Origin of the sequence: Streptomyces collinus Tu 365, from assembly GCF_000444875.1 — a bacterium.
Classification (GTDB): Bacteria; Actinomycetota; Actinomycetes; order Streptomycetales; family Streptomycetaceae; genus Streptomyces; species Streptomyces collinus_A.
This window is the reverse complement of sequence record NC_021985.1, coordinates 2,424,404-2,446,158: the sequence shown is the minus strand read 5'-3', so window position 1 is coordinate 2,446,158 and position 21,755 is coordinate 2,424,404. Positions and strand designations below refer to the sequence as shown.

Here is a 21,755-nt window from a genome sequence, read left to right as displayed (position 1 = left end):
CCTGAACGAGGAGCCCCCGTGACCGCCGAGTCGCCCCAGCCCGTAGACGCGCCCGACGACGACAAGTCGCACGTGCCTCCGCTGACGACCCGAGTCGTCATCGCCGAGGACGAGGCCCTGATCCGGCTCGACCTCAAAGAGATGCTCGAGGAGGAGGGCTACACCGTCGTCGGCGAGGCCGGTGACGGCGAGCAGGCCGTGGAGCTGGCCCGTGAGCACCGCCCCGACCTGGTGATCCTCGACGTGAAGATGCCCAAGCTCGACGGCATCTCCGCGGCGGAGAAGATCGCCGAGGAGTCCATCGCCCCGGTCCTGATGCTCACCGCCTTCTCGCAGCGCGACCTCGTCGAGCGCGCCCGGGACGCCGGCGCCATGGCCTACCTGGTGAAGCCGTTCAGCAAGAGCGACGTCGTGCCGGCCATCGAGATGGCCGTCTCCCGCTTCACCGAGCTGAAGCAGCTGGAGCAGGAGGTCGCCGACCTCAGCCAGCGGCTGGAGACCCGCAAGCTGGTCGACCGCGCGAAGTCGGTGCTCCAGACCGAGTACGGCCTGACCGAACCGGCCGCCTTCCGCTGGATCCAGAAGACCTCCATGGACCGCCGCATGTCGATGCAGCAGGTCGCCGAGGCGGTCATCGCGGACAGCGAGGAGAAGAAGGCCGCCAAGGGCTGACCGCCCCCGGCCGGCGCCACCGGCCGCCGGCCACCGGCACGACGAGGCCCGCGCCCCGGAGAAGGGGGCGCGGGCCTCGTCGTGCCGGTGGCCGGTCGGGCGGAGGTCAGTCCTCGCCGAGGTAGGCCTTGCGCACGGACTCGTCGTGCAGCAGGTCACGGCCGGTGCCGGAGAGGACGATGTTGCCGACCTCCATGACATGGCCCTGGTCGGCGAGCGAGAGCGCCGCCTGGGCGTTCTGCTCGACCAGCAGGATCGTCGTGCCCTGCGACTTCAGCTCGGCGATGGTCGCCATGATCTTCTGCATCATGATCGGCGACAGGCCCATCGAGGGCTCGTCCAGCATCAGCAGCTTGGGCTGGGACATCAGCGCCCGGCCCATCGCCAGCATCTGCTGCTCACCGCCGGAGAGGGTGCCGGCGGCCTGCTTCCTGCGCTCCCCGAGGATGGGGAAGAGGTCGTAGGCGCGCTGGATGTCCTTCTCGATGCCCGGCTTGTCGCTGCGCAGGAACGCGCCGAGGCGCAGGTTGTCCTCGATGGTCATGCGCGGGAAGATGTGCCGCCCCTCGGGGGAGTGGGCGAGCCCCAGCGACACCACCTGGTGCGCGGGGATCTTCTTCAGCGACTTGCCGTTGAACCGGATCTGCCCGCCGACCGGCTTGAGCAGACCGGAGAGCGTGCGCAGGGTGGTCGTCTTGCCGGCGCCGTTGGTGCCGATGAGGGTGACCACCTGGCCGGCCTCGACCTTGAAGGAGATGCCCTTGACGGCCTCGATCTTGCCGTAGGCGACCCGCAGGTCCTCTACTTCGAGCAGTGCGGTCATCGGTCGTTCTCCTTGCCGGGCGCGGCGTCCGTCGTGGTGTCGGCGTCCGTCGTGGTTGCGGTGTCCGCCGCGGCCCCGGCCTGCGCCTCGGCCGCCTCGACCTCGGCGGCCTCCTCGTCGCCGGGAGCCTCCTCGAACGGCTCGCCGAGGTAGGCGGCGACGACCCGCTCGTCGCCCTGGACGGTCGCGCTGTCGCCCTCGATCAGCTTCTCGCCCTGCACGAGCACGGCCACCCGGTCGCACAGGTTCATGATGAAGCGCATGTCGTGCTCGATGACGAGGACGGCGATGCCCATGTCCCGGATGGCGAAGACCAGTTCCTCGGTGGCCCGGGTCTCCTGCGGGTTCATGCCGGCCGTCGGCTCGTCGAGGAGCAGCAGACCGGGCTCGCTGGCCAGCGCCCGGGCGATCTCCAGCTTGCGCTGCTCGCCGTAGGGGAGGTTGCGGGCCAGGTGCTCGGCCTTCCTCTCCAGACCCACGAACGCCAGCAGTTCCATGGCCCGCTCGCGGGAGGCCTTCTCCGCGCGGTGGAAGCCCGGACCGCGCAGCAGCGCGGACCACAGGCCCTCCTTGGTGCGGGTGTGCCGGCCGACGAGCACGTTCTCCAGGACCGTCATGTTGGCGAACAGCCGGATGTTCTGGAAGGTGCGGGCGATACCGGCCGCGGTGACCTTGAAGGACTTCGGCGGCAGGACGTTGCCCTTGTAGCGGACCTCGCCCTCGGTGGGCACGTACAGGCCCGTCAGGCAGTTGAAGAAGGTGGTCTTGCCGGCGCCGTTGGGGCCGATCAGACCGACGATCTCGCCGCTGTTGACGGTCAGGTCGACGCCCCGCACGGCGGTCAGGCCGCCGAAGCGCATCGTGACGCCGCGGGCGTCGAGCACGACCTCGCCGGGGGCGGACGCGCCGGGTGCGGCGTCCTGGGTGGTGGTGTCGGTGGTCATGGTGTTCAGGCCCCTGCCTTGCTGAGGACGGCGGGCGCTTCGGTCTCTTCGTGGAATTCGAGCTGGCGGCGCCGGTTGGGGATGAGGCCCTCGGGGCGGAAGCGCATCAGCAGGACGAGCGCGACACCGAAGGCGAACAGCTGGTAGTCGCCCAGGAACTGGAGCTTGGCCGGGATCAGGTACAGCAGCGAGGCGCCGACCAGCGGGCCGGAGATGGTGCCCATGCCGCCGAGCACCACCGCGGCCAGCAGGAACGCCGAGTTGGGCGGCACCACGTGGGCGAACTGGTACTGCTCCGGGGTCACCGTGTAGGTGACGTGGGCCTGGACGGAACCGGCGAGGCCGGCCATGCAGGCGCCCAGGGCGAAGGCGATGAGCTTGACCCGGAAGCCGTTGATGCCCATGGCGAGCGCCGCCGTCTCGTCCTCGCGGATGGCGATCCAGGCGCGGCCGATGCGGGAGTCGCTGCTGCGCCGGAACACCACCACGACGATGAGCGTGATGAGCAGCATCAGCAGGAAGTAGTTCGCGAACCGGCCGACGGTGGCGCCGAACAGCTGGTGCTCCTGGCCGAAGTCGAAGCCGAGGATGTTCAGGTTCGGGATCGAGGAGATGCCGTTGGAGCCGTTGGTGACGTCCGGGCCCGAGGTGCCGTCCATGTTGAGGACGGTGATGCGGAAGATCTCACCGAAGCCGAGCGTCACGATGGCGAGGTAGTCGCCGCGCAGCCGCAGGGTCGGGGCGCCGATCAGGACGCCGAACACCATGGCGACGGCCGCGCCGCACAGCGCCGAGGCCCAGAACGGCATGTTGACGTGCAGCGGCGAGGACGTCGAACCGGAGACCAGGGCCGCGGTGTAGGCGCCGACACCGAGGAAGGCGACGTAACCGAGGTCGAGCAGGCCGGCGAGGCCGACGACGATGTTCAGGCCGAGCGCGACGGTGGCGAAGATCAGGATGTAGACGCCGATCGTCGCGTACTGGTCGTCGGACTGGGTGAAGGGGAAGGCGGCCGCGGCGAGGAAGGCGCCGGTCATGGTGATGTTGCGGTGCCGCGCGGTGATCGCCGAGACCCGGGCCACGAGCCCGGCCTTGGCGAGCGCGCCGAAGCCGAAACCGGCGGTGATCAGGAAGCCGATGAACAGCTCGTCGTACTCGGTGCCGATGCCGTAGGTGAAGACCAGCAGGCCGAGCGCCATGGCCGCGACGATGACGAGGATCTCGGCGTACGCGGGCAGCTTCCGGCCCGGGGCCGGGGCCTCGGCCGCGAAGGCCGCCTTGAAGGTGCTCCAGTCCTGGCGGCGGGCGTGCCGGAACTTCTCCCAGGAGGAGTCGTCGGGGTCGATGGGGTCCGGGGCCGGCCGCTCGAACGGCAGGGCCAGGGCGCCGACCAGGGCGGCCAGCGTGGCGACGGCGACGAGGTAGCCGCCGGGCTCCAGGTTGACCACACCGCCGAGCTTGGCGCTGATGGCGATGACGGTGTACCAGGCGGTGGCGAAGGTGCCGAGCGCGGCCGTCTTCACGGCGCTGTCGGCGCTGCCGGGGGCGAGCCGGCCCAGGCCCTTGACGCCGTAGGAGGCGAGGCCGAACAGGGTGGTGAGGACGCCGCCGATCAGGACGAGGACCTGCAGGCCGCCCGGGTAGCCGTAGACGGTGAGGTCGCCGGGGAACGCGGCGGTCCAGGTCCAGGCGAGGAAGGTGGAGACGATCGTCAGCGCGCCGCCGCCGGTGGCGAGGGCCCGGCCGAAGGCGGTGGGCAGGCCGATGAGGCCGGTCCGCGCGGCCTCGGGAGCGCTCGCGGTCTCCGGGGTCTCCGGGGTCTCGGATGCGGTGGTCTGTGTGGTCATCGGTGTCACGCCCTGTCCGCGACGCGCTCGCCGAGCAGGCCCTGTGGCCTGAACAGCAGCACGAGGATGAGGAGTACGAACGCCCAGACGTCTGCCCAGGACTGGCTGCCGAACTTGTCCATGCCGGGGATGTCCGCGATGTAGGCGGTGGACAGAGCCTCGGCGACACCGAGGACGAGGCCGCCGAGCATGGCGCCGTAGATGTTGCCGATACCACCGAGGACGGCCGCGGTGAACGCCTTCAGACCGAGGATGAAGCCCATGCGGAAGTCGATCTGACCGTACTTCAGGCCGTAGGCGACCGAACCGACGGCGGCGAAGGCGGCGCCCAGGGCGAACGCGATCACGATGATGCGGTCGGTGTTGACACCCATCAGCTTCGCGGTGTCCGGGTCCTGCGCGGTGGCCTGCATGCCGCGGCCGGTGCGGGTGCGCATCACGAAGTAGGCGAGGATCGCCATGCTGATCGGTGCCGCGGCGACCAGGAAGACGTCGCCGGTCTGGATGGTGACGTTGCCGATCTCGAAGGGGCCGCCCGGGATGCTCGGGAAGGTACGGGCGGACTTGGCGCCCGGGTACCAGGCCCACACCGCCTGCTGCAGGGCCAGCGAGAGGCCGATGGCGGTGATGAGCGGCGCGAGGCGCGGGGCGGTGCGCAGCGGGCGGTAGGCGAACCGTTCCGCCCCGACGGCGACCGTGACGGCGACGAGGACGGCCCCGACGAGCATCAGCGGCAGGGCCACCCACATCGAGGTGCCGTCGGGAAGGATGTACGCGTAGACCGTGAGCGCGCCGAACGCGCCGGTCATGAATATCTCGCCGTGGGCGAAGTTGATGAGCTGGACAATGCCATAGACCATCGTGTAGCCGATGGCGACCAGCCCGTACATGGATCCTAGTAGCAGGCCGTTGACCAGCTGCTGCGGCAGTTCGTTCACCGCATGTCCTCCGAGACGTTCGGAAAGTTCGACGGATGAAGCCGGATGCGAGTCCGCGCGGGGCGCCAGTGGAACAGCGCCCCGCGCGGCTCAGGTGATGCGGGTGTGTGGGTCAGCTGCCGTTGTAGGTGCCGGACTCCACGGCCTTCCACGCACCGCCCGTGACGGAGTACACGGTCAGCTGCTTGTTGGTCGCGTCACCGTACTCGTCGAAGGAGACCTTGCCGGTCACACCGTCGAAGGAGACGCTCTGCATCGCGGCGGTCACCTTCGCGCGGGCGTCGGACGGCAGCTTGCCGCCGTTGTCGTCGACGACCTTCTTCACGGCCTCGATGATCGACCACGCCGAGTCGTAGGAGTAGCCGCCGTACGCCGCGTACGCCTCCTTGTAGCCCGCCGCCTTGTAGTTGTCGACGAACTCCTTGGCGGAGTCGAGCGTCTCCACCGGCGCGCCGACCGAGGTCGCCAGGTCACCGGTGCCGGAGGCGCCGGCCAGCTTGATGAAGTCGTCGGCGTAGATGCCGTCGCCGCCGACCAGCGGGATCTTGGCGCCGGCGGCCTTGATCTGCTTGCTCAGCGGACCGGCCTGCGGGTACTCGCCACCGTAGTAGACGACCTGCGCACCCGAGTTCTTCACCTTGGTGGCGACCGCGGAGAAGTCCTTGGTGTCGGGGTTGATGTGCTCGGTGCCGACGATCTTGCCGCCGAGCTTCTTGAACTCGTCGGTGAACGTCCCGGCCAGGCCGGCGCCGTAGGTCTTCTTGTCGTCGATGACGAAGGCCTTGGTCTTCTTGGCCTTGTTGAAGACGTACTGGGCGGCGAACGGGCCCTGGATGGCGTCCGTGGTCGCGGTACGGAAGTACGACTTGTACTGGCGCGTCTTCGACTTGCGCCAGTCCGGGCCCTGGGTCAGGTCCGGGCTGGTGTTCGCCGGGGAGACCTCGACCAGCTTGGCGTCGTCGAAGACCTTCTGCATCGACTGGGCCACGGAGGAGTTCAGCGGGCCGACGACACCGAGGACGTCCTTCTCGCCGACGAAGCCGGTGGCGTTCGTCTGGCCGGAGGAGGGCTGCGCCTGGTCGTCCTTCGCCTCGATCTTGAAGGTGACGCCCTTGACGTAGTTCTTCTTGTTGGCCTGCTTGGCCGCCAGGTCCACGGAGTTCCTGATACCCAGGCCGAGCGCGGACAGGTCGCCGGTCAGCGGGGCGTCGACGCCGATGACGACGGTGGTGCCACCACCGTTGCCGGAGTCCGAGCCCTTGTCGCCGCTGTCGCGCGAGCCGCAGGCGGTGAGGGTGAGCGCTCCCGCCGCCAGGGCGGCGGTGATGGCGATGAGCGAACGTTGACGCACGATCAGTCCTTTCCCCAGAACGGCCGCTTCCCCGTGGAGGCGGTCGAGCCGCTGCGCCAGGCCGAAGAGGGAATCCAGCGGCGCGGTGACTGGCCGTGACTCTAGGCGCGTGTGGGGAACGTAAGGAGGGTCTGACCGATGCTGTGACGCTCTTGTTATGACACGAGGTAATGCAGAGCGGTACGCCGTGGGGAGAACGCCGGAATTCAAGCCGATTCGCCCTGTCCGCATGCTGAGAACCCGCAGGACGGTCCGGGATGCGTTCAGGCGTCTCAAGGGTTTTGGTGATTACCCGAGGCTGTTGCTGCAGGCGACTTTCAGGCCCTTGGAGAGGTGCTGGGCGTACCGCCGGCCGAGGATGAAACTCTGATTCTGCATTGCGCGCGTATTACGCAGAGTTACTTCAAGGAAAGGCAGACCGGCGTCCTTCGGCACCTTTCCGCATTCCGTCACATGCATGGTTATGGTGATCTTGCGGGGAGAGCCCGCCTTTGTCCGGAACGGGGTGCGCGGCTCGGTCGTCAGCCGGAGCCCGGCGTAGGGCTGGCCCACCCGGCTGACCGTGACGGGCGGTCCCGCGTCCACGCTCAGCAGCACGTCGAAACGGAATCCGCGGCCCGGCGACCCGGCCCCGCCGGCTGCGTCCCGCAGGTAAGAGATCGTCATCGCCTGCGCGGGATAGGGCACTTGGGGCGGTGGCGGTTGCGGCGGGCGGGTCGCCCAGAGGTAGCCGCCGCCCGCGACGGCGATCACCGCCGCGGCGGCGGCGAGGGCGGCGCGGCGGTGGCGGGCGTACAGGGCCGCGAGCGGTGCGCGCCGCCGTTGGGCGGCCTCCCACTCCCCGGCCTCCCACGCGCGCGTGCCCTCGCCGGGCTCCAGGGGCCCCGTGCCGCTCATCGCCAGGGTCCTCCGCCCGGAACGCCGTGCCGGTACCGGTCGGCGCACGCCGTACGGGCCTGACGGCCGATCAACTCGTCCGCCGCCGAGGCCCCTTGACGCCGCTCGGCCGCCCGCGCCGCGTCCACGACGGCCCGCAGGATGTCGTACTGGCCGTTGGACAGCCCCATGGACTGGTAGTCCCCGTAGGTGCCGCTGTCGAGCACCTTGCGTGACCAGTGGGCGACGATCGCGGCGCACAGCTCGGCGTCCGACGACGGCGAGGGTGTGGCCGCGGCGGAGTCGTGCGCAGCGTGTCCGGACCCGGCGGGAGCACCGGGTCCGCCCGTGGAGGCGTCCGCGCCGGCCGTGCGGCCGCAGCCGGCCGTCCCCAGCGGCGCGGACAGTGCCAGTCCGAGCGCCAGGAGCCACGCCCCCCGCCGGGAGCCTGACAACCGGCGGCCTCCGATCCGCGGGCATCCCGTCCGCCGGCTTCCGAGCCGTCCCATGTGCCGAAGCTAAGCGGCGGCACGGCCCCGGGGCAACGGCCGGGCGGCGCCCCGTTTTCGCCACGGGGCTTCCGTCCCGGGCGGCCCGGCCGGTGCCGGCGGCCGCCTCGGGCCGCCCGGGGTCCGCGAAGACCTCGGACCTCCGGGACGCTCAGTCGCCGGCCGGGCGGACGGGGGCCTCGTCGCCGGGCCGGGCGTCGCGCAGCAGGCAGGTCAGCCGGGCGCTGCACACCCGGCGGCCCTCCTCGTCACTGATCACGATCTCGTACGTCGCCGTCGACCGTCCCCGGTGCACGGGCGTGGCCACGCCGGTGACCAGGCCCGAGCGGACCCCGCGGTGGTGGGTGCAGTTCAGGTCCACGCCGACCGCGATCTTCGTGCTGCCGCCGTGCAGCATCGCGCCGACCGAGCCCAGGGTCTCCGCCAGCACCGCGGAGGCACCCCCGTGCAGCAGCCCGTACGGCTGGGTGTTGCCCTCGACCGGCATGGTGCCCACGACCCGCTCCGCCGAGGCCTCCACGATCTGGACGCCCATCCGCGTGCCGAGGTGACCCGCCGAGAAGAGCGCGGGCAGGTCCACGCCGAGCGCGGCGTACTCGTCGAGGACCTCCTGCGGGAATGTCACCTGCTGCTGCTCACCCATGGGCCCGGCTCCGTTCGTCTTGCGCCTGTCTGCTGGCTGAGCAAACGCTCAGTCGGTCGCCGATTGTTCCAGACGGGCCTCGGCGGGGCCCGCCAGGTGCTGCCCCGGCCGCCCCGGCACCCCCGCCGCCTCCCCGACGGCCCGCTCCGCGGCCTGCGCCGCCGGCCGCTCCAGGCGGACCACGACGGACTTGCTCGCCGGAGTGTTGCTGGTGTCGGCGGTGGCGTCCAGCGGCACCAGCACGTTGGTCTCCGGGTAGTACGCCGCCGCGCAGCCCCGGGCCGTCGGGTAGTGCACCACCCGGAAACCGGGCGCCCGCCGCTCCACGCCGTCCTTCCACTCACTCACCAGATCCACGTACGACCCGTCGGCGACCCCGAGCGCCCGCGCGTCCTCGGGGTGCACCAGCACGACCCGGCGACCGCCGGTGATGCCCCGGTACCGGTCGTCCAGGCCGTAGATCGTGGTGTTGTACTGGTCGTGCGAGCGCAGTGTCTGCAGCAGCAGCCGGCCCTCGGGCAGCTCCGGGCACTCCACCGGCGCCGCCGTGAAGTTCGCCTTGCCGGTCGCCGTCGGGAAGCGGCGCTCGTCGCGCGGCGCGTGCGGCAGCGCGAAACCTCCGGGCCGCGCCACACGCGCGTTGAAGTCCTCGAAACCGGGGACCACGCGCGCGATGCGGTCGCGGATCTTCGCGTAGTCCATCTCGAACTCCGCCCACGGCACCTTGCTGTCCGCGCCGAGCACCCGGCGCGCCAACCGGGACACGATCGCCGGCTCCGACAGCAGCCGCGGACCCGCCGGGGCGAGCCGGCCGCGCGAGGCGTGCACCATGCCCATGGAGTCCTCGACGGTCACGAACTGCTCGCCGCCGGCCTGCACGTCGCGCTCGGTCCGGCCCAGCGTCGGCAGGATCAGGGCACGCGCGCCCGTCACCACGTGCGAGCGGTTCAGCTTCGTCGACACGTGCACGGTCAGCCGCGCGCGCCGCATGGCCGCCTCGGTGACGTCCGTGTCGGGGGAGGCGGAGACGAAGTTGCCGCCCATGGCGAAGAAGACCTTCGCCTCGCCGTCCCGCAGCGCACGGATCGCCCGTACGACGTCGAAGCCGTGCTCACGCGGCGGCGCGAACCCGAACTCCTTCTCCAGCGCGTCCAGGAAGGCCGGCGCGGGCCGCTCGAAGATGCCCATCGTGCGGTCGCCCTGCACGTTCGAATGGCCGCGCACCGGGCACACGCCCGCGCCCGGGCGGCCGATGTTCCCGCGCAGCAGCAGGAAGTTGACCACTTCCCGGATGGTCGGGACGGCGTGCTTGTGCTGGGTGAGGCCCATCGCCCAGCAGACGATGGTCCGCTCCGAGGCGAGCACCATGCCGAGGGCCCGCTCGATCTCCGCGCGCGTGAGACCCGTGGCCGCGAGCGTCTCGTCCCAGTCGGCGGCGCGCGCGGCCTCGGCGAACTCCTCGAAGCCGTGGGTGTGCTCGCGCACGAACTCCTCGTCGACCGCGCCGTCCGTCTCCAGCACCAGCTTGTTCAGCAGCCGGAACAGGGCCTGGTCACCGCCGATGCGGATCTGCAGGAACAGGTCGGTGAGCGCGGCGCCCTTCAGCATGCCCTTCGCCGTCTGCGGGTTCTTGAACCGCTCCAGGCCGGCCTCGGGCAGCGGGTTGACGCTGATGATCTTCGCGCCGTTGGCCTTGGCCTCCTCCAGCGCCGACAGCATGCGCGGATGGTTCGTCCCGGGGTTCTGCCCGGCGACGATGATCAGGTCCGCCCGGTGCAGGTCCTCCAGCAGGACACTGCCCTTGCCGACGCCGATCGTCTCGGACAGCGCGGACCCGGACGACTCGTGGCACATGTTCGAGCAGTCGGGCAGGTTGTTCGTGCCCAGCTCGCGCGCGAACAGCTGGTACAGGAACGCGGCCTCGTTGCTGGTACGCCCCGAGGTGTAGAACACGGCCTCGTCGGGCGAGCCGAGGGCGGCGATCTCCTCGGCGATGATGTCGAAGGCGCGCTCCCAGCTGACCGGCTCGTAGTGGTCCCCGCCCTCGGGCAGGTGCATGGGGTGGGTGAGCCGGCCCTGCTGGCCCAGCCAGTAGCCGCTCCTGGTGGCCAGGTCGGCCACGGAGTATTCGGCGAAGAACTCCGGGGTGACCCGGCGCAGGGTGGCCTCCTCGGCCACCGCCTTGGCGCCGTTCTCGCAGAACTCCGCCTTGTGCCGGTGCTCCGGCTCCGGCCAGGCGCAGCCGGGGCAGTCGAAACCGTCCTTCTGGTTCACGCGCAGCAGCGTCAGCGCCGTGCGCCGCACCCCCATCTGCTGCCGCGCCATGCGCAGGGTGTGCCCGACGGCGGGGAGCCCGGCCGCCGCGTGCTGCGGCTCCGCGACCTGCGGCGCGTCCTGAACCGGATCACCCTTGGGCGGCTTCGTCGCCATCGCACGGTCCCCTTCGACTGCGTGTGGAAGTACCCGGCGATCCTCCCACGGGCCACCGACAGCCGTGCGCCCCGGTCCGGGCCGGTCCGGGGGGCTGTGCGGGACCGGTCCGGGGGCTGTGCGGGGATCGGCTTGGCGGCCGAGCGCCCGGGCGCCGGTGCGGTGCGGATGCGTGCGGATGCGGGTGCGAACCGGGGGAGCGTCCCGGCCCGGCTCCCGCCACGGCTCCCGGCCCGCGGGCGGCCCGGTCCGGACCGCCCCGGATCCGGCTGTCAGTGCGCCGTGGCAGGATCGGGGGCGTGGCAGACACAGCACCGAAGAAGACCGACAAGACCTCCGGCGGCGCCCGTCCCCGGCTGATGCTCATGGACGGGCACTCGCTGGCCTACCGCGCGTTCTTCGCGCTGCCCGCGGAGAACTTCACGACCGCGACGGGCCAGCCGACGAACGCCATCTACGGCTTCGCCTCGATGCTGGCCAACACCCTGCGTGACGAGGCGCCCACGCACTTCGCGGTCGCCTTCGACGTCTCCCGCAAGACCTGGCGCTCCGAGCGGTTCACCGAGTACAAGGCCAACCGCTCCAAGACCCCCGACGAGTTCAGGGGCCAGGTCGAGCTGATCGGCGAGCTCCTCGACGCGATGCACGCCCCCCGGTTCGCCGTCGAGGGCTTCGAGGCGGACGACGTCATCGCCACCCTCGCCACCCAGGCCGAGGCCGAGGGCTTCGACGTCCTGATCGTCACCGGCGACCGCGACTCCTTCCAGCTCATCACCGAGCACACCACCGTGCTCTACCCGACGAAGGGCGTCTCGGAGCTGACCCGCTTCACCCCGGAGAAGGTTCTCGAGAAGTACGGATTGACGCCCGCCCAGTACCCGGACTTCGCCGCCCTGCGCGGCGACCCGTCCGACAACCTCCCCGGCATCCCCGGCGTCGGCGAGAAGACCGCCGCGAAGTGGATCAACCAGTTCGGCTCGTTCGCCGACCTCGTCGAGCGCGCCGACGAGGTCAAGGGCAAGGCCGGGCAGAACCTCCGCGACCACCTGGAGTCCGTCAAGCTCAACCGCGTCCTGACCGAGCTGGAGCGCCAGGTCGAGCTGGATCGGACGGTCCCCGACCTGGAGCGCGCCCCGTACGACCGCAAGGCCGTGGCCCTGGTCCTGGACACCCTGGAGATCCGCAACCCGTCGCTGCGCGAGCGTCTCTTCGCCGTCGACCCGGGCGCCGAGGAGGCCGAGGTCACCCCGGTCGCCGCGGACGGTGTGGAACTCGACGGCGCGATCCTCGGCACCGGCGAGCTGGCCCCCTGGCTGGCCGAGCACGGCACCGGCACGCTCGGTGTCGCCACGGTCGACACCTGGGCGCTGGGCGCCGGCTCGGTCACCGAGGTCGCGCTCGCCGCCGCCGGGGGAGCGGCCGCCTGGTTCGACCCCACCGAACTGGACGAGGCCGACGAGAACGCGTTCGCCGCCTGGCTGGCCGACGCGAAGCGCACCAAGGTGTTCCACAACCTCAAGGGCGCCGTCCGCGTCTTCGCCGAGCACGGCTGGGACATCGAGGGCGTGCGCATGGACACCGCGCTCGCCGCCTACCTGGTCAAGCCCGGCCGCCGCTCCTTCGACCTCGACGCGCTGTCCCTGGAGTACCTGCACCGCGAACTGGCGCCCGCCGCGGCGGCCGACGGCCAGCTCGCCTTCGGCGCGGACGACGGCGCCGAGGCCGAGGCGCTGATGATCCAGGCCCGTGCCGTCCTCGACCTCGGCGAGGCCTTCGAGACCCGCCTCGGTGAGGTCGGCGCCGCGGACCTCATGCGCGACATGGAACTGCCCACCTCGGCGCTGCTCGCCCGCATGGAGCGCCACGGCATCGCGGCCGACCGCACCCATCTGGAGGCCATGGAGCAGACGTTCGCGGGCGCCGTGCAGCAGGCCGTGAAGGAGGCCCACGCGGCCGCGGGGCACGAGTTCAACCTGGGCTCGCCCAAGCAGCTCCAGGAGGTCCTCTTCGGCGAGCTCGCCCTGCCGCGCACCAAGAAGACCAAGACCGGCTACACCACCGACGCCGACGCCCTGGCCTGGCTCGCCGGACAGACCGACAACGAACTGCCGGTGATCATGCTCCGCCACCGTGAGCAGGCGAAGCTGCGGGTCACGGTCGAGGGCCTGATCAAGACGATCGCCGGCGACGGCCGTATCCACACCACGTTCAACCAGACGGTGGCCGCGACCGGCCGGCTGTCGTCCACGGACCCGAACCTGCAGAACATCCCCGTCCGCACCGACGAGGGCCGGGCCATCCGCCGCGGCTTCGTGGTCGGTGAGGGCTTCGAGTCCCTGATGACCGCCGACTACAGCCAGATCGAACTGCGCGTGATGGCCCACCTCTCCGAGGACGAGGGCCTGATCGAGGCGTTCACCTCCGGCGAGGACCTGCACACCACGGTCGCCTCCCAGGTCTTCTCCGTCGAGCGGGACGCCGTCGACGCGGAGATGCGCCGCAAGATCAAGGCGATGTCCTACGGCCTGGCGTACGGCCTGTCCGCCTTCGGCCTCTCCCAGCAGCTGAACATCGAGGCGGGCGAGGCGCGCGCCCTGATGGACACCTACTTCGAGCGCTTCGGCGGCGTGCGGGACTACCTGCGCCGGGCGGTCGACGAGGCACGGGCGACCGGCTACACGGCGACGCTGTTCGGCCGCCGCCGCTACCTCCCCGACCTCAACAGCGACAACCGGCAGCGCCGTGAGGCGGCCGAGCGGATGGCCCTCAACGCGCCGATCCAGGGCACCGCGGCCGACATCGTCAAGATCGCCATGCTCCACGTCGACCGGGCCCTGCGCGAGGCGGACCTCAAGTCCCGCATGCTCCTGCAGGTGCACGACGAAATCGTCCTGGAGATCGCCCCCGGCGAGCGCGAGGCCACGGAGGAGATCGTCCGCCGCGAAATGGCGAACGCGGTCTCCCTCAGGGCCCCGCTCGACGTCTCGGTGGGCGTCGGCCGCGACTGGGAATCGGCCGCGCACTAACCTCCGGCGGTCCAGCGCAAAGGGGTGCCACCCGGCGGACGCCGGGTGGCACCCCTTTGCGCTCGCGGCGGGCGGGGGGGCGCGCCGCCGGAGACACCGGTGAGCTCCCGCTCCGCCGGGGCGGAGCCGCAGGAAACGGCCTCCCCGCACCGGCACGCCCCGGGGCTCACCCCCGCCCACTCGGCCCACCGCACCCCACCGCGCCCCGCCGAGGCCGCCCCTCCGGGCCCCGCCGCACCCCGAGGCCCGGCCCGTGCCCAGCCCTGGGACGCAGCGCTCCACCGAAGCCTTCCCGGCACCGTGCCACGGCTGACCAGCCCCCACGGTCGCCGCACCCTTACGCCCCCTCCCGCCCGGACCGTGCCCCGGCGGACGACTCCCGCAGGGCCCGCCCCCGCCGAACCCCCCGAAGGGGCGTTTCACTCACGTGGCCCCCGTCAGAACGCATCCCCCGGCTCTCAGCCGCAACACTGCGGGCATGGGTATACGCACGCTTCACCGTCTGACGGCCGAAGGCCCCCCGGCCCGGGTGCACAGCACCTCGGCCCCGGCCGCGCCCGTCTCGCCGGTCCCGGCCCTCGCGGCCGGCGCAAGCACCGCCCGCATCCCCGCCGACCCGGCCGCGACCCTGCGCAGAGCCGTGGCGGACCTCCGGCGCCGACCGGCGGCCGGCACCCGCCTGACGCGCGCCTGGCACGCGCGGGCCGACCTGGCCCGCGCCTACTTCGCGCTGCTGCTCACCCTGGTCCCCAGACCCCGCCCGCGGCGCACCCTCACCGTCTTCGTCGCCACCCTCAACGAGCCGCCGACCGGTCCCGGCGGCCGCAGGCCGGCACACCGGGACCGTCCGGGCGCCGGACCGGACGCCACCACCTGACCCCGGCGGCGTACCCGAGCACCCCGAGCAGCAGCCCGGTGCCCGCGCCGAAGCACAGGGTGGGCACCAGGTCCCGGACGTTCGCGGACGAGCCCCAGTAGGCCCACCAGCGCGCCGCCCGCTGCACCGCCCCCACGAGCGCGCCACCCCCGATGACGGCCGCGGCCCACCAGCGGTCCCGCCCGGACAGCATGGGCAGCGCCGGCGGCCCACCGGCCGGAGCCCGCCGCAGCGCCCGTACCAGGAACACGGCGATCACCACGGCGGCCAGCGCGGACGTGCCGTACTGCAGCCAGGTGAACAGCGGCATCCCCGCCATGCTCCGCGCGAGGCCCGGCACCAGCCGCGAGCCCCACCGGTCGTGGTGCGTGAACGCGTCCCACACGACATGGGTCAGTGCGCCGAGCACCGCGGAGACGTACCACCGCGGCAGGACGTCGAGCCGCACCCGCGCGCGGGGCGCACCGCAGCGCAGCAGGGCGGCCGGCGGCCCCTGCCGGTGCCGGGGCAGCAGGGCCACCAGCGGCTCCCGCACGAACAGCCACGGCGCGACCAGCGTCCAGGCGATGACCACGTCCACACCGGCCACGCCGGCGAAGGAATGGGTGACCGTCCCGAACTCCATGGCGCCCGGCACGGCACTCGCGGCGTAGAAGGGCATGTCGGGCGCGAAGGACCCCGCGACGAGCACCGAGGGCACCAGCCGGCCCCGGCCACCGCCGTCCCGGCGGACGGCGGGCAGCACGGCGGCCGCGTGGCTGAGCGTGAACGGCAACGGGACCCCCTGGGACGGCCGCCGGCGTACGGCGCCGGCACCGGTGATCGTCTGCGGTCCAGTATGCGTGAACCCCCGCCGCCGCCCCCCAGGCCAACGGGAGTTGGCCAACCGGTGAAAACCGGGCACGAACGGGTGCCTGTGCCAAGCAAGTTGTCGTAGGGTCACCTGGGTCGCCCTGCACGGACACGGGGTCGAACACACATCGCACGGATGGAAAGGCGGCTCAGGGGCAACCACAGCACCGGGTCAACCGTCACACCAGAGCGAGGCAGTCGGACGGAGACGGACGCGCAGGCGTTCACGGGAGGGTTCACTCTATGGCGGCGCATTTCGGCAGGCGGCTGCGCAAGGGAGCGGCGACCACCGCGGTGGCGGCGGCAGCGGTCGCGGCACTGTCCGCGTCCCAGGCTCCGGGAGCCACCGGCGCGAACCAGGACAGACCCACCGCCGCCGGCTCCAGCACCCCCGCACCCGACCCGAGCACCGACGGCGACGCCACCGGCAACTCGCCGTACTACACGGACCTGCCGCCCCTCAAGAGCCCCGACCCCAGCCCGTCGCCCACCATCGGCACCCCCGTGGCCCGGGGCGGGACCGAAGCCGGCATCCCCGCCACGGTCCTCGACGCCTACCGCAAGGCCGAAGCCGAACTGCGCGCCACCAAGCCCGGCTGCAACCTGCCCTGGCAACTCCTCGCCGCCATCGGCAAGGTGGAGTCGGGCCAGGCCCGCGGCGGCCGCGTCGACGCCGACGGCACCACCATCGGCCGGATCCTCGGCCCGCAGCTCGACGGCAACGGCTTCGCGCTCATCAAGGACACCGACCACGGCGCGTACGACGGCAACAGCCACTACGACCAGGCCGTCGGCCCGATGCAGTTCATCCCGTCCACCTGGGCCTGGGCCGGCCGCGACGGCAACGGCGACGGCAAGGCGGACCCCAACAACGTCTACGACGCCGTGCTCGCCGCGGGCCACTACCTGTGCCGCAACGACTGGGACATGTCCACCGAGGGCGGCCTGCACAGCGCCATCCTCAGCTACAACAACTCCCAGGACTACCTGAACCTGGTCCTGAACTGGATGGACTACTACCGCAAGGGCAGCCACTCCGTCCCCGACGGCACCGGCGGCGTGCCCTCGCACCGCAGCGACGACCACACCGGGCGGCCCACCGGCACCCCGACGCCCACCGAGCCGCCGCGGACCAAGCCGCACCACAAGCCCGACAAGCCGCACAAGCCCGACAAGCCCGGCGGCCCGGCGAGCCCCGACCCCACGCCGCCCACCCCGCCCGTCCCGCCGAAGCCGCCCACGCCCTCCGACACCGTCGACCACCTGAGCGACGCCGGCACCGGCAAGCTCACCGCACGGGCCGGGGACGACTTCGCCCGGCGGATCAGCACCCGCGCCGAGACCAGGACCGGGACGGCCGTCGGCAAGGTCCGCATCCGCTTCACCATCACCGGCGACACCGACACCACCTTCGCCGGCGGCGAGAAGGTCGCCACCGTCGCCACCGACGCCAAGGGCGTGGCACACGCACCCGCCCTCCAGGCCGGCGAGAAGACGGGCGACTTCACCGTCACCACCGCCGTCGTCGGCCACCGGGCCAAGGGCGTCGACTACACCGCCACCGTCACCGCCCGCACCGCCGACACCCTCGCCCGCACCAGCGACACCCCGCTGACCTGCACCCCCGGCGGCGAGTTCGCCGACCAGGTCCAGGTGAAGGCCACCTACAAGGGCGCCGTCGCCGACCAGGTCGCCGCCACCGCCGTCCTCGTCAAGTCGGAGGACGACCCCACCGAGAACGACAAGGGCCCCTCCTTCAAGGACGCCGACGGCAAGCCGGTGCGCACCCTCACCGGCCTCAAGACCGACGACAAGGGCCTGCTCACGCTGCCCAAGCTGTACGCGGACGACACCACCGGCACCTTCCTGCTCCGCATCACCACCACCGGCGGCGCCACCCTCACCGTCGAACTCGAGGTCGCCGCGGCCGACGCACCGGCCGGCCCCTCGCCGAGCCCGTCCGCCACCTCCTGACACCACCGCACCGCACCAGCGGCCCGCACACACCCGCACACCTACAGGGCGCCCGCTCCGCACCCGCGGACCGGGCGCCCTGCCGGTGCGCGACGGTGTGCGTCTTCCTCGACTTCTTCACCGTCGTCCACGCGCGCGCGGACGACGTGTTCTCTTCTCACGCCCACGTTGCTACCGTGCCCGACCTGACGCCCCATCAGCACCGGCCCGCCGGGAGGTCCCGCATGCGCGCCCTGCTCGCCGCCGCGACCGGCCTCGCCCTCGCCGTCGCCGCCGTCCTCGCCCTGACCGCCCTCGGCACACCGACGGCCCGCACATCCCCCGAGCCACTGCTGACCACCGTGCCCGCACACCCCTAGCAGCGACCCGCCAGGAGGGAGCCGCAATGCGCCGCAAGGCAAGCCTCGTCCTGCTCGCCTGCGCCGTGTTCTGCGCGGCGCTCGCCCCCCTGCTGCGCTGGTACGCCTTCCCGCGCCTGGCCCGCATCCCGGCCGGCCAGTACCAGGACATGGTCCTCGAAGCCCGGAACGCCACCCTCCTCGACTACGGCACCATGCGCGCCAAGAAGGTCCCGAAGGTCACCATCGTGCAGACCCTCAAAGGCAACGTCGAAGCCGCCGCGAACATAGAGCGGACCGCCGGACGGCCCGTCGTCGTCTGGGACAGCCTCTCCTACGTCCAGGGACCCGACGGCAAGATGGTCTCCAGGATCCCCGAACGCTACATCTTCGACGCCCACACCCAGGACCCCGTCCACGCCACCGGCGAAAGCGTCGACGGCGACCCCGTCACCCGCCACGGCATCGAGTTCAAGTGGCCCTTCCTCACCCAGAAGAGGGACTACGAGTACTTCGACGCACAGACCCGCACCACCAGCCCCATCCACTACCGGGGCACCCGCACCTTCCGCGGCCTGCACGTCTACTCCTTCGAACAGACCATCCCCTGGACCAAGGTCCCCTTGCCCAAGACCATGCCGGTCAAAGGCATCACCGCCGCGTCCGTCGCCAGAACCGGCACCACCCGCTGGTACACCACCGTCCGCAGGTTCTGGGTCGAACCCGCCACCGGAGCGCCCGTCTACGGCGAGGAACTCCACCGGGAGGAACTGCGCGGCGGCACCCTCCTCGGCGACCGCGCCAAGGTCACCGCCTTCGCCGGCCACGTCAGGATGCGCGAGGACTACATCGAGCACACCGTCGCCCTCGTCCGGCACAACCGCACCCTCGTCCTCACCCTCACCTCCTACCTGCCCTGGGGATCCCTCACCCTCGGCCTGCTGCTCCTCGCCCTCTCCCTCAGCCTGGAGGCACGCTCCCGCCGTCCCCAGGACCCGGAGGCCACCGAGACGCCCGCACCCGAGCCGGTCGGCGCCTGAACCGGTCAGCGTCCGAGCCGCGCGTTCGTGAACCGCGTGGGCTCGGCGCCCGCCGGATCCTCCGGCCACGGATGCTTCGGATAACGCCCGCGCAACTCCGCCCGCACCCCCTTGTAGCCGTCCGCCCAGAAGGACGCCAGATCGGCCGTGACCGCCGCGGGCCGGCCGGCGGGCGACAGCAGATGCACGAGCAACGGCACACCCGCCACCACCGGCGTCCGGCTCAGCCCGAACATCTCCTGCAGCTTCACCGCGAGCACCGGCCGCTCCGGATCCCCGTAGTCCACCCGGATCCGCGACCCGCTCGGCACGGTGATCCGCTCCGGCGCCAGCTCGTCCAGCCGCGCCGCCTCCCCACCCGCCCAGGGCAGCAGCCGCTCCAGCGCCCGACCGGCGTCGATCCGGGCGAGATCCGCCCGCCGCCGGGCCCGGCCCAGCTCCGGCTCCAGCCACTCGTCCACGCGCGCGTGCAGCGCCGCGTCCGACACGTCCGGCCACGGCTCCCCGAGACGCGCCCGCAGGAACGCCAGCCGCTGCCGCAGCGCCCTTGCCTCCGGCGACCACCGCAACAGCCCCGGCCCCTCCAGCCGCAGCCCCTCGACCAGAGCCGCACGCACCAGCGCCCCGCCGGCGTCCCGCAGCGGCCGCGCGGACAGCTCGATCGCCCCCAGCCGCTCCACCCGCCGCGCCACCACGTCCCCGTCCGCCCAGCGCACCTCCTCGCGCTCCTCGAGGAACGCCCCCGGCGGCCGCCCGCGCCACTCCCTCCGGCACCGCGGCCCCGAGCCGCACCCGCGCGTGCCCCCTGCCGCCCGGCCGGTCCGCCACCGCGACGACGATCCACTCCGCCCCGCGCAACCCCGACCCCTCGGACACCTCGGCCCGCGTCCCGGACACCATCAGATACGACCCGCCGTCCAGCCTCGCCACCCGCTCGGGAAACGCCAGCGCGGACACCAGCCCGACCAGCCCCTCCGCACCGACGGCACCCGCCGACGGACCGGCGAGCCCGGCACCGGCCACCTCCGCCCCCGCGGCCCCTCCCGGCCGGTCACCCCGGCCGGACGCGGGCGCTGACTGCGCCGACACACCCCGCAGCCGCCGCACCTCCGCCGCCCACCGCCCCGCATAACCGTCACCACCCTGCCGGGCCCGCCGCAGCGCACCGGCCAGATCGTCCCCGTACTCCCGCGGCACCTCCTCCGACAGCAGCGCGACGACCGGCGCCCCCGCACCCCCCGTGTCCAGCAGCGCCCGCCCCAGCCGCGGATGCACACCCAGCCGCGCCAGCCGTGCCCCCACCCCCGTGGCCCGCCCGGCGCGGTCCACCGCACCCACCGCCGCCAGCACCGACCGCGCCGCCGCCATCGCCCCGCCCGGCGGCGGATCCAGCAACGCCAGCCCCGAGGCATCCGGATCACCCCAGCAGGCCGCCTGAAGCGCGAACGCCGTCAGGTCGGCCACCTTGATCTCCGGGGCCGGAAACGCCGGCAGACGCACGTCCTCCGCCTCCGCCCAGCACCGGTACACCACCCCCGGCGCCAGCCGCCCGGCCCGCCCCGCCCGCTGCCGCCCCGCCGCCCGCGACGCCCGCACCGTCGCCAGACCGCTCAACCCGCGCGCGTGATCCACCCGCGGCTCCCGCGCCAGACCCGAGTCGACCACCACCCGCACCCCCGGCACCGTCAGCGACGACTCCGCCACCGACGTCGCCAGCACCACCCGCCGCCGCTCCCCGGCCGCCAGCACCGCGTCCTGCACGGCGGCCGGCGCCCGCCCGTGCACCTGGAGCACCTCCACCGCCCCCAGATCACCCAGCTGCGCCGCCACCCGCCCGATCTCCCCGACACCGGGAAGGAAACACAGCACGTCACCCTCCCGCTCGGCCAGCGCCCGCCGCACCAGCGACGCCACGTGCCCCAGCAGCGCCGGATCGACCCACATGCCGTGCGGCGGCCGCACCGGACGCGCGGGCGGCGCCCACACCACCTCCACCGGATGCGAGACACCCTCGGCGGCCACCACCGGCGCACCCCCGAGCAGCCGCGCCCAGCCCTCCGCGTCCGTCGTCGCCGACGCCGCCACCAGCCGCAGCTCCGGCCGCAGCGTCTGCCGCACGTCCCACAGGAACGCGGCCACCGTGTCCGCGTCCAGATGCCGCTCGTGACACTCGTCCAGGACCACCACGTCCACACCGGCCAGCTCCTGGTCGCGCTGCAGCCGCTGCAGCAGCACACCGGTCGTCACGACCTCCACGCGCGTGTGCCGCCCCACCACCCGCTCGCCGCGCACCGTGAAGCCCACGCTCTCCCCGGGCCGCTCACCCAGCAGCCAGGCCATCCGCCGCGCCGCGGCCCGCGCCGCGATCCGCCGCGGCTCGGCCACCACGACCCGCCGCGCAGGACCGCCGCCGACCAGCCCGGCCAGCACCAGCGGCACCAGCGTCGTCTTGCCCGTGCCCGGCGGCGCCACGAGCACGGCCGTGCCGTGCCCCTCCAGGGCGTCGCTCAGCGCGGGCAGGGCGGAACGGACGGGCAGCGCGTCCAGGGCGTCGTCACGGATCACGCCCCCAGTGTCGTACGGACGACACGAACGCCCCGCACGCGCGCGTGCGG

16 protein-coding genes and 1 pseudogene are annotated in these 21,755 nt (G+C 72.6%); 6 read left to right on the top strand and 11 right to left on the bottom strand.

The window, feature by feature from the left end:
- The first annotated feature begins 18 nt into the window (after positions 1 to 18).
- Positions 19 to 672, top strand: a complete 654-nt coding sequence (locus B446_RS10445; protein ID WP_020939395.1) for an ANTAR domain-containing response regulator — start codon at positions 19 to 21, stop codon at positions 670 to 672.
- A 106-nt stretch (positions 673 to 778) separates the two neighbouring features.
- Here the strand turns inward: B446_RS10445 and B446_RS10440 are convergent, their stop codons facing one another.
- The 9 genes from B446_RS10440 to B446_RS10400 all read right to left on the bottom strand — a co-directional run bounded on the left by B446_RS10440 (position 779) and on the right by B446_RS10400 (position 11,033).
- Positions 779 to 1,495 carry an ABC transporter ATP-binding protein gene (locus B446_RS10440; RefSeq protein WP_020939394.1) on the bottom strand — a complete coding sequence of 239 codons (717 nt, stop codon included), beginning with the start codon at positions 1,493 to 1,495 and terminating at the stop codon, positions 779 to 781.
- On the bottom strand, positions 1,492 to 2,439 hold the full coding sequence (locus B446_RS10435) for an ABC transporter ATP-binding protein (RefSeq protein WP_020939393.1): 948 nt from the start codon (positions 2,437 to 2,439) through the stop codon (positions 1,492 to 1,494). Before B446_RS10435 ends, B446_RS10440 begins: the two co-directional genes overlap by 4 nt.
- A gap of 5 nt (positions 2,440 to 2,444) precedes the next feature.
- On the bottom strand, positions 2,445 to 4,286 hold the full coding sequence (locus B446_RS10430; protein ID WP_020939392.1) for a branched-chain amino acid ABC transporter permease: 1,842 nt from the start codon (positions 4,284 to 4,286) through the stop codon (positions 2,445 to 2,447).
- A gap of 5 nt (positions 4,287 to 4,291) precedes the next feature.
- Positions 4,292 to 5,224, bottom strand: coding sequence for a branched-chain amino acid ABC transporter permease (locus B446_RS10425; protein WP_020939391.1), 933 nt, complete (start codon positions 5,222 to 5,224; stop codon positions 4,292 to 4,294).
- A gap of 112 nt (positions 5,225 to 5,336) precedes the next feature.
- Positions 5,337 to 6,575, bottom strand: a complete 1,239-nt coding sequence (locus tag B446_RS10420; RefSeq protein WP_020939390.1) for a branched-chain amino acid ABC transporter substrate-binding protein — start codon at positions 6,573 to 6,575, stop codon at positions 5,337 to 5,339.
- Between the two features lie 288 nt (positions 6,576 to 6,863).
- Positions 6,864 to 7,472 (bottom strand): hypothetical protein, encoded by a 609-nt coding sequence (locus tag B446_RS10415; RefSeq protein WP_020939389.1) that lies wholly within the window; start codon positions 7,470 to 7,472, stop codon positions 6,864 to 6,866.
- The gene (locus tag B446_RS10410) at positions 7,469 to 7,906 is read right to left on the bottom strand and encodes a hypothetical protein (protein ID WP_020939388.1); all 438 of its coding nucleotides are present in this window, start codon (positions 7,904 to 7,906) and stop codon (positions 7,469 to 7,471) included. Before B446_RS10410 ends, B446_RS10415 begins: the two co-directional genes overlap by 4 nt.
- A 205-nt stretch (positions 7,907 to 8,111) precedes the next feature.
- Positions 8,112 to 8,603 carry a PaaI family thioesterase gene (locus B446_RS10405; RefSeq protein WP_020939387.1) on the bottom strand — a complete coding sequence of 164 codons (492 nt, stop codon included), beginning with the start codon at positions 8,601 to 8,603 and terminating at the stop codon, positions 8,112 to 8,114.
- 48 nt (positions 8,604 to 8,651) lie between these two features.
- Entirely contained in the window at positions 8,652 to 11,033 is a 2,382-nt protein-coding gene (locus B446_RS10400; RefSeq protein ID WP_020939386.1) for an FdhF/YdeP family oxidoreductase, read from the bottom strand.
- 299 nt (positions 11,034 to 11,332) lie between these two features.
- On the opposite strand from B446_RS10400, the gene polA reads away from it, so the two are divergent.
- Together polA and B446_RS10390 are read left to right on the top strand one after the other, a co-directional pair.
- Positions 11,333 to 14,059: a DNA polymerase I gene (polA, locus tag B446_RS10395; protein ID WP_020939385.1), complete on the top strand. Its 2,727-nt coding sequence runs from the start codon at positions 11,333 to 11,335 to the stop codon at positions 14,057 to 14,059.
- A gap of 478 nt (positions 14,060 to 14,537) precedes the next feature.
- Positions 14,538 to 14,936 (top strand): hypothetical protein, encoded by a 399-nt coding sequence (locus tag B446_RS10390; RefSeq protein ID WP_234967476.1) that lies wholly within the window; start codon positions 14,538 to 14,540, stop codon positions 14,934 to 14,936.
- Here the strand turns inward: B446_RS10390 and B446_RS10385 are convergent.
- Entirely contained in the window at positions 14,854 to 15,711 is an 858-nt protein-coding gene (locus B446_RS10385) for a DUF4184 family protein (RefSeq protein ID WP_020939383.1), read from the bottom strand. The genes B446_RS10390 and B446_RS10385 overlap by 83 nt on opposite strands.
- Before the next feature lie 320 nt (positions 15,712 to 16,031).
- Here B446_RS10385 and B446_RS10380 point away from each other — a divergent pair, with 320 nt between their 5' ends.
- The 3 genes from B446_RS10380 (at position 16,032) to B446_RS10370 (ending at position 19,140) form a co-directional block, all read left to right on the top strand.
- Positions 16,032 to 17,762, top strand: coding sequence for a lytic transglycosylase domain-containing protein (locus B446_RS10380; protein ID WP_020939382.1), 1,731 nt, complete (start codon positions 16,032 to 16,034; stop codon positions 17,760 to 17,762).
- Positions 17,763 to 17,938: 176 nt separating this feature from the next.
- Positions 17,939 to 18,121, top strand: a complete 183-nt coding sequence (locus B446_RS38135; protein WP_234967474.1) for an SPW_0924 family protein — start codon at positions 17,939 to 17,941, stop codon at positions 18,119 to 18,121.
- A gap of 26 nt (positions 18,122 to 18,147) precedes the next feature.
- Positions 18,148 to 19,140, top strand: coding sequence for a DUF3068 domain-containing protein (locus B446_RS10370; protein WP_043475249.1), 993 nt, complete (start codon positions 18,148 to 18,150; stop codon positions 19,138 to 19,140).
- A 5-nt stretch (positions 19,141 to 19,145) separates the two neighbouring features.
- Here the strand turns inward: B446_RS10370 and hrpB are convergent.
- A pseudogene (hrpB, locus tag B446_RS10365) lies at positions 19,146 to 21,705 on the bottom strand (ATP-dependent helicase HrpB).
- Positions 21,706 to 21,755 lie beyond the last annotated feature (50 nt).

Excerpts from the sequence above, each read along its gene's own strand:
- B446_RS10440 (WP_020939394.1), bottom strand. The coding sequence starts at position 1,495 with ATGACCGCACTGCTCGAAGTAGAGGACCTGCGGGTCGCCTACGGCAAG.
- B446_RS10435 (WP_020939393.1), bottom strand. The coding sequence starts at position 2,439 with ATGACCACCGACACCACCACCCAGGACGCCGCACCCGGCGCGTCCGCC.
- B446_RS10430 (WP_020939392.1), bottom strand. The coding sequence starts at position 4,286 with ATGACCACACAGACCACCGCATCCGAGACCCCGGAGACCCCGGAGACC.
- B446_RS10415 (WP_020939389.1), bottom strand. The coding sequence starts at position 7,472 with ATGAGCGGCACGGGGCCCCTGGAGCCCGGCGAGGGCACGCGCGCGTGG.
- B446_RS10405 (WP_020939387.1), bottom strand. The coding sequence starts at position 8,603 with ATGGGTGAGCAGCAGCAGGTGACATTCCCGCAGGAGGTCCTCGACGAG.
- B446_RS10400 (WP_020939386.1), bottom strand. The coding sequence starts at position 11,033 with ATGGCGACGAAGCCGCCCAAGGGTGATCCGGTTCAGGACGCGCCGCAG.
- B446_RS10390 (WP_234967476.1), top strand. The coding sequence starts at position 14,538 with ATGGGTATACGCACGCTTCACCGTCTGACGGCCGAAGGCCCCCCGGCC.
- B446_RS10380 (WP_020939382.1), top strand. The coding sequence starts at position 16,032 with ATGGCGGCGCATTTCGGCAGGCGGCTGCGCAAGGGAGCGGCGACCACC.
- B446_RS10370 (WP_043475249.1), top strand. The coding sequence starts at position 18,148 with ATGCGCCGCAAGGCAAGCCTCGTCCTGCTCGCCTGCGCCGTGTTCTGC.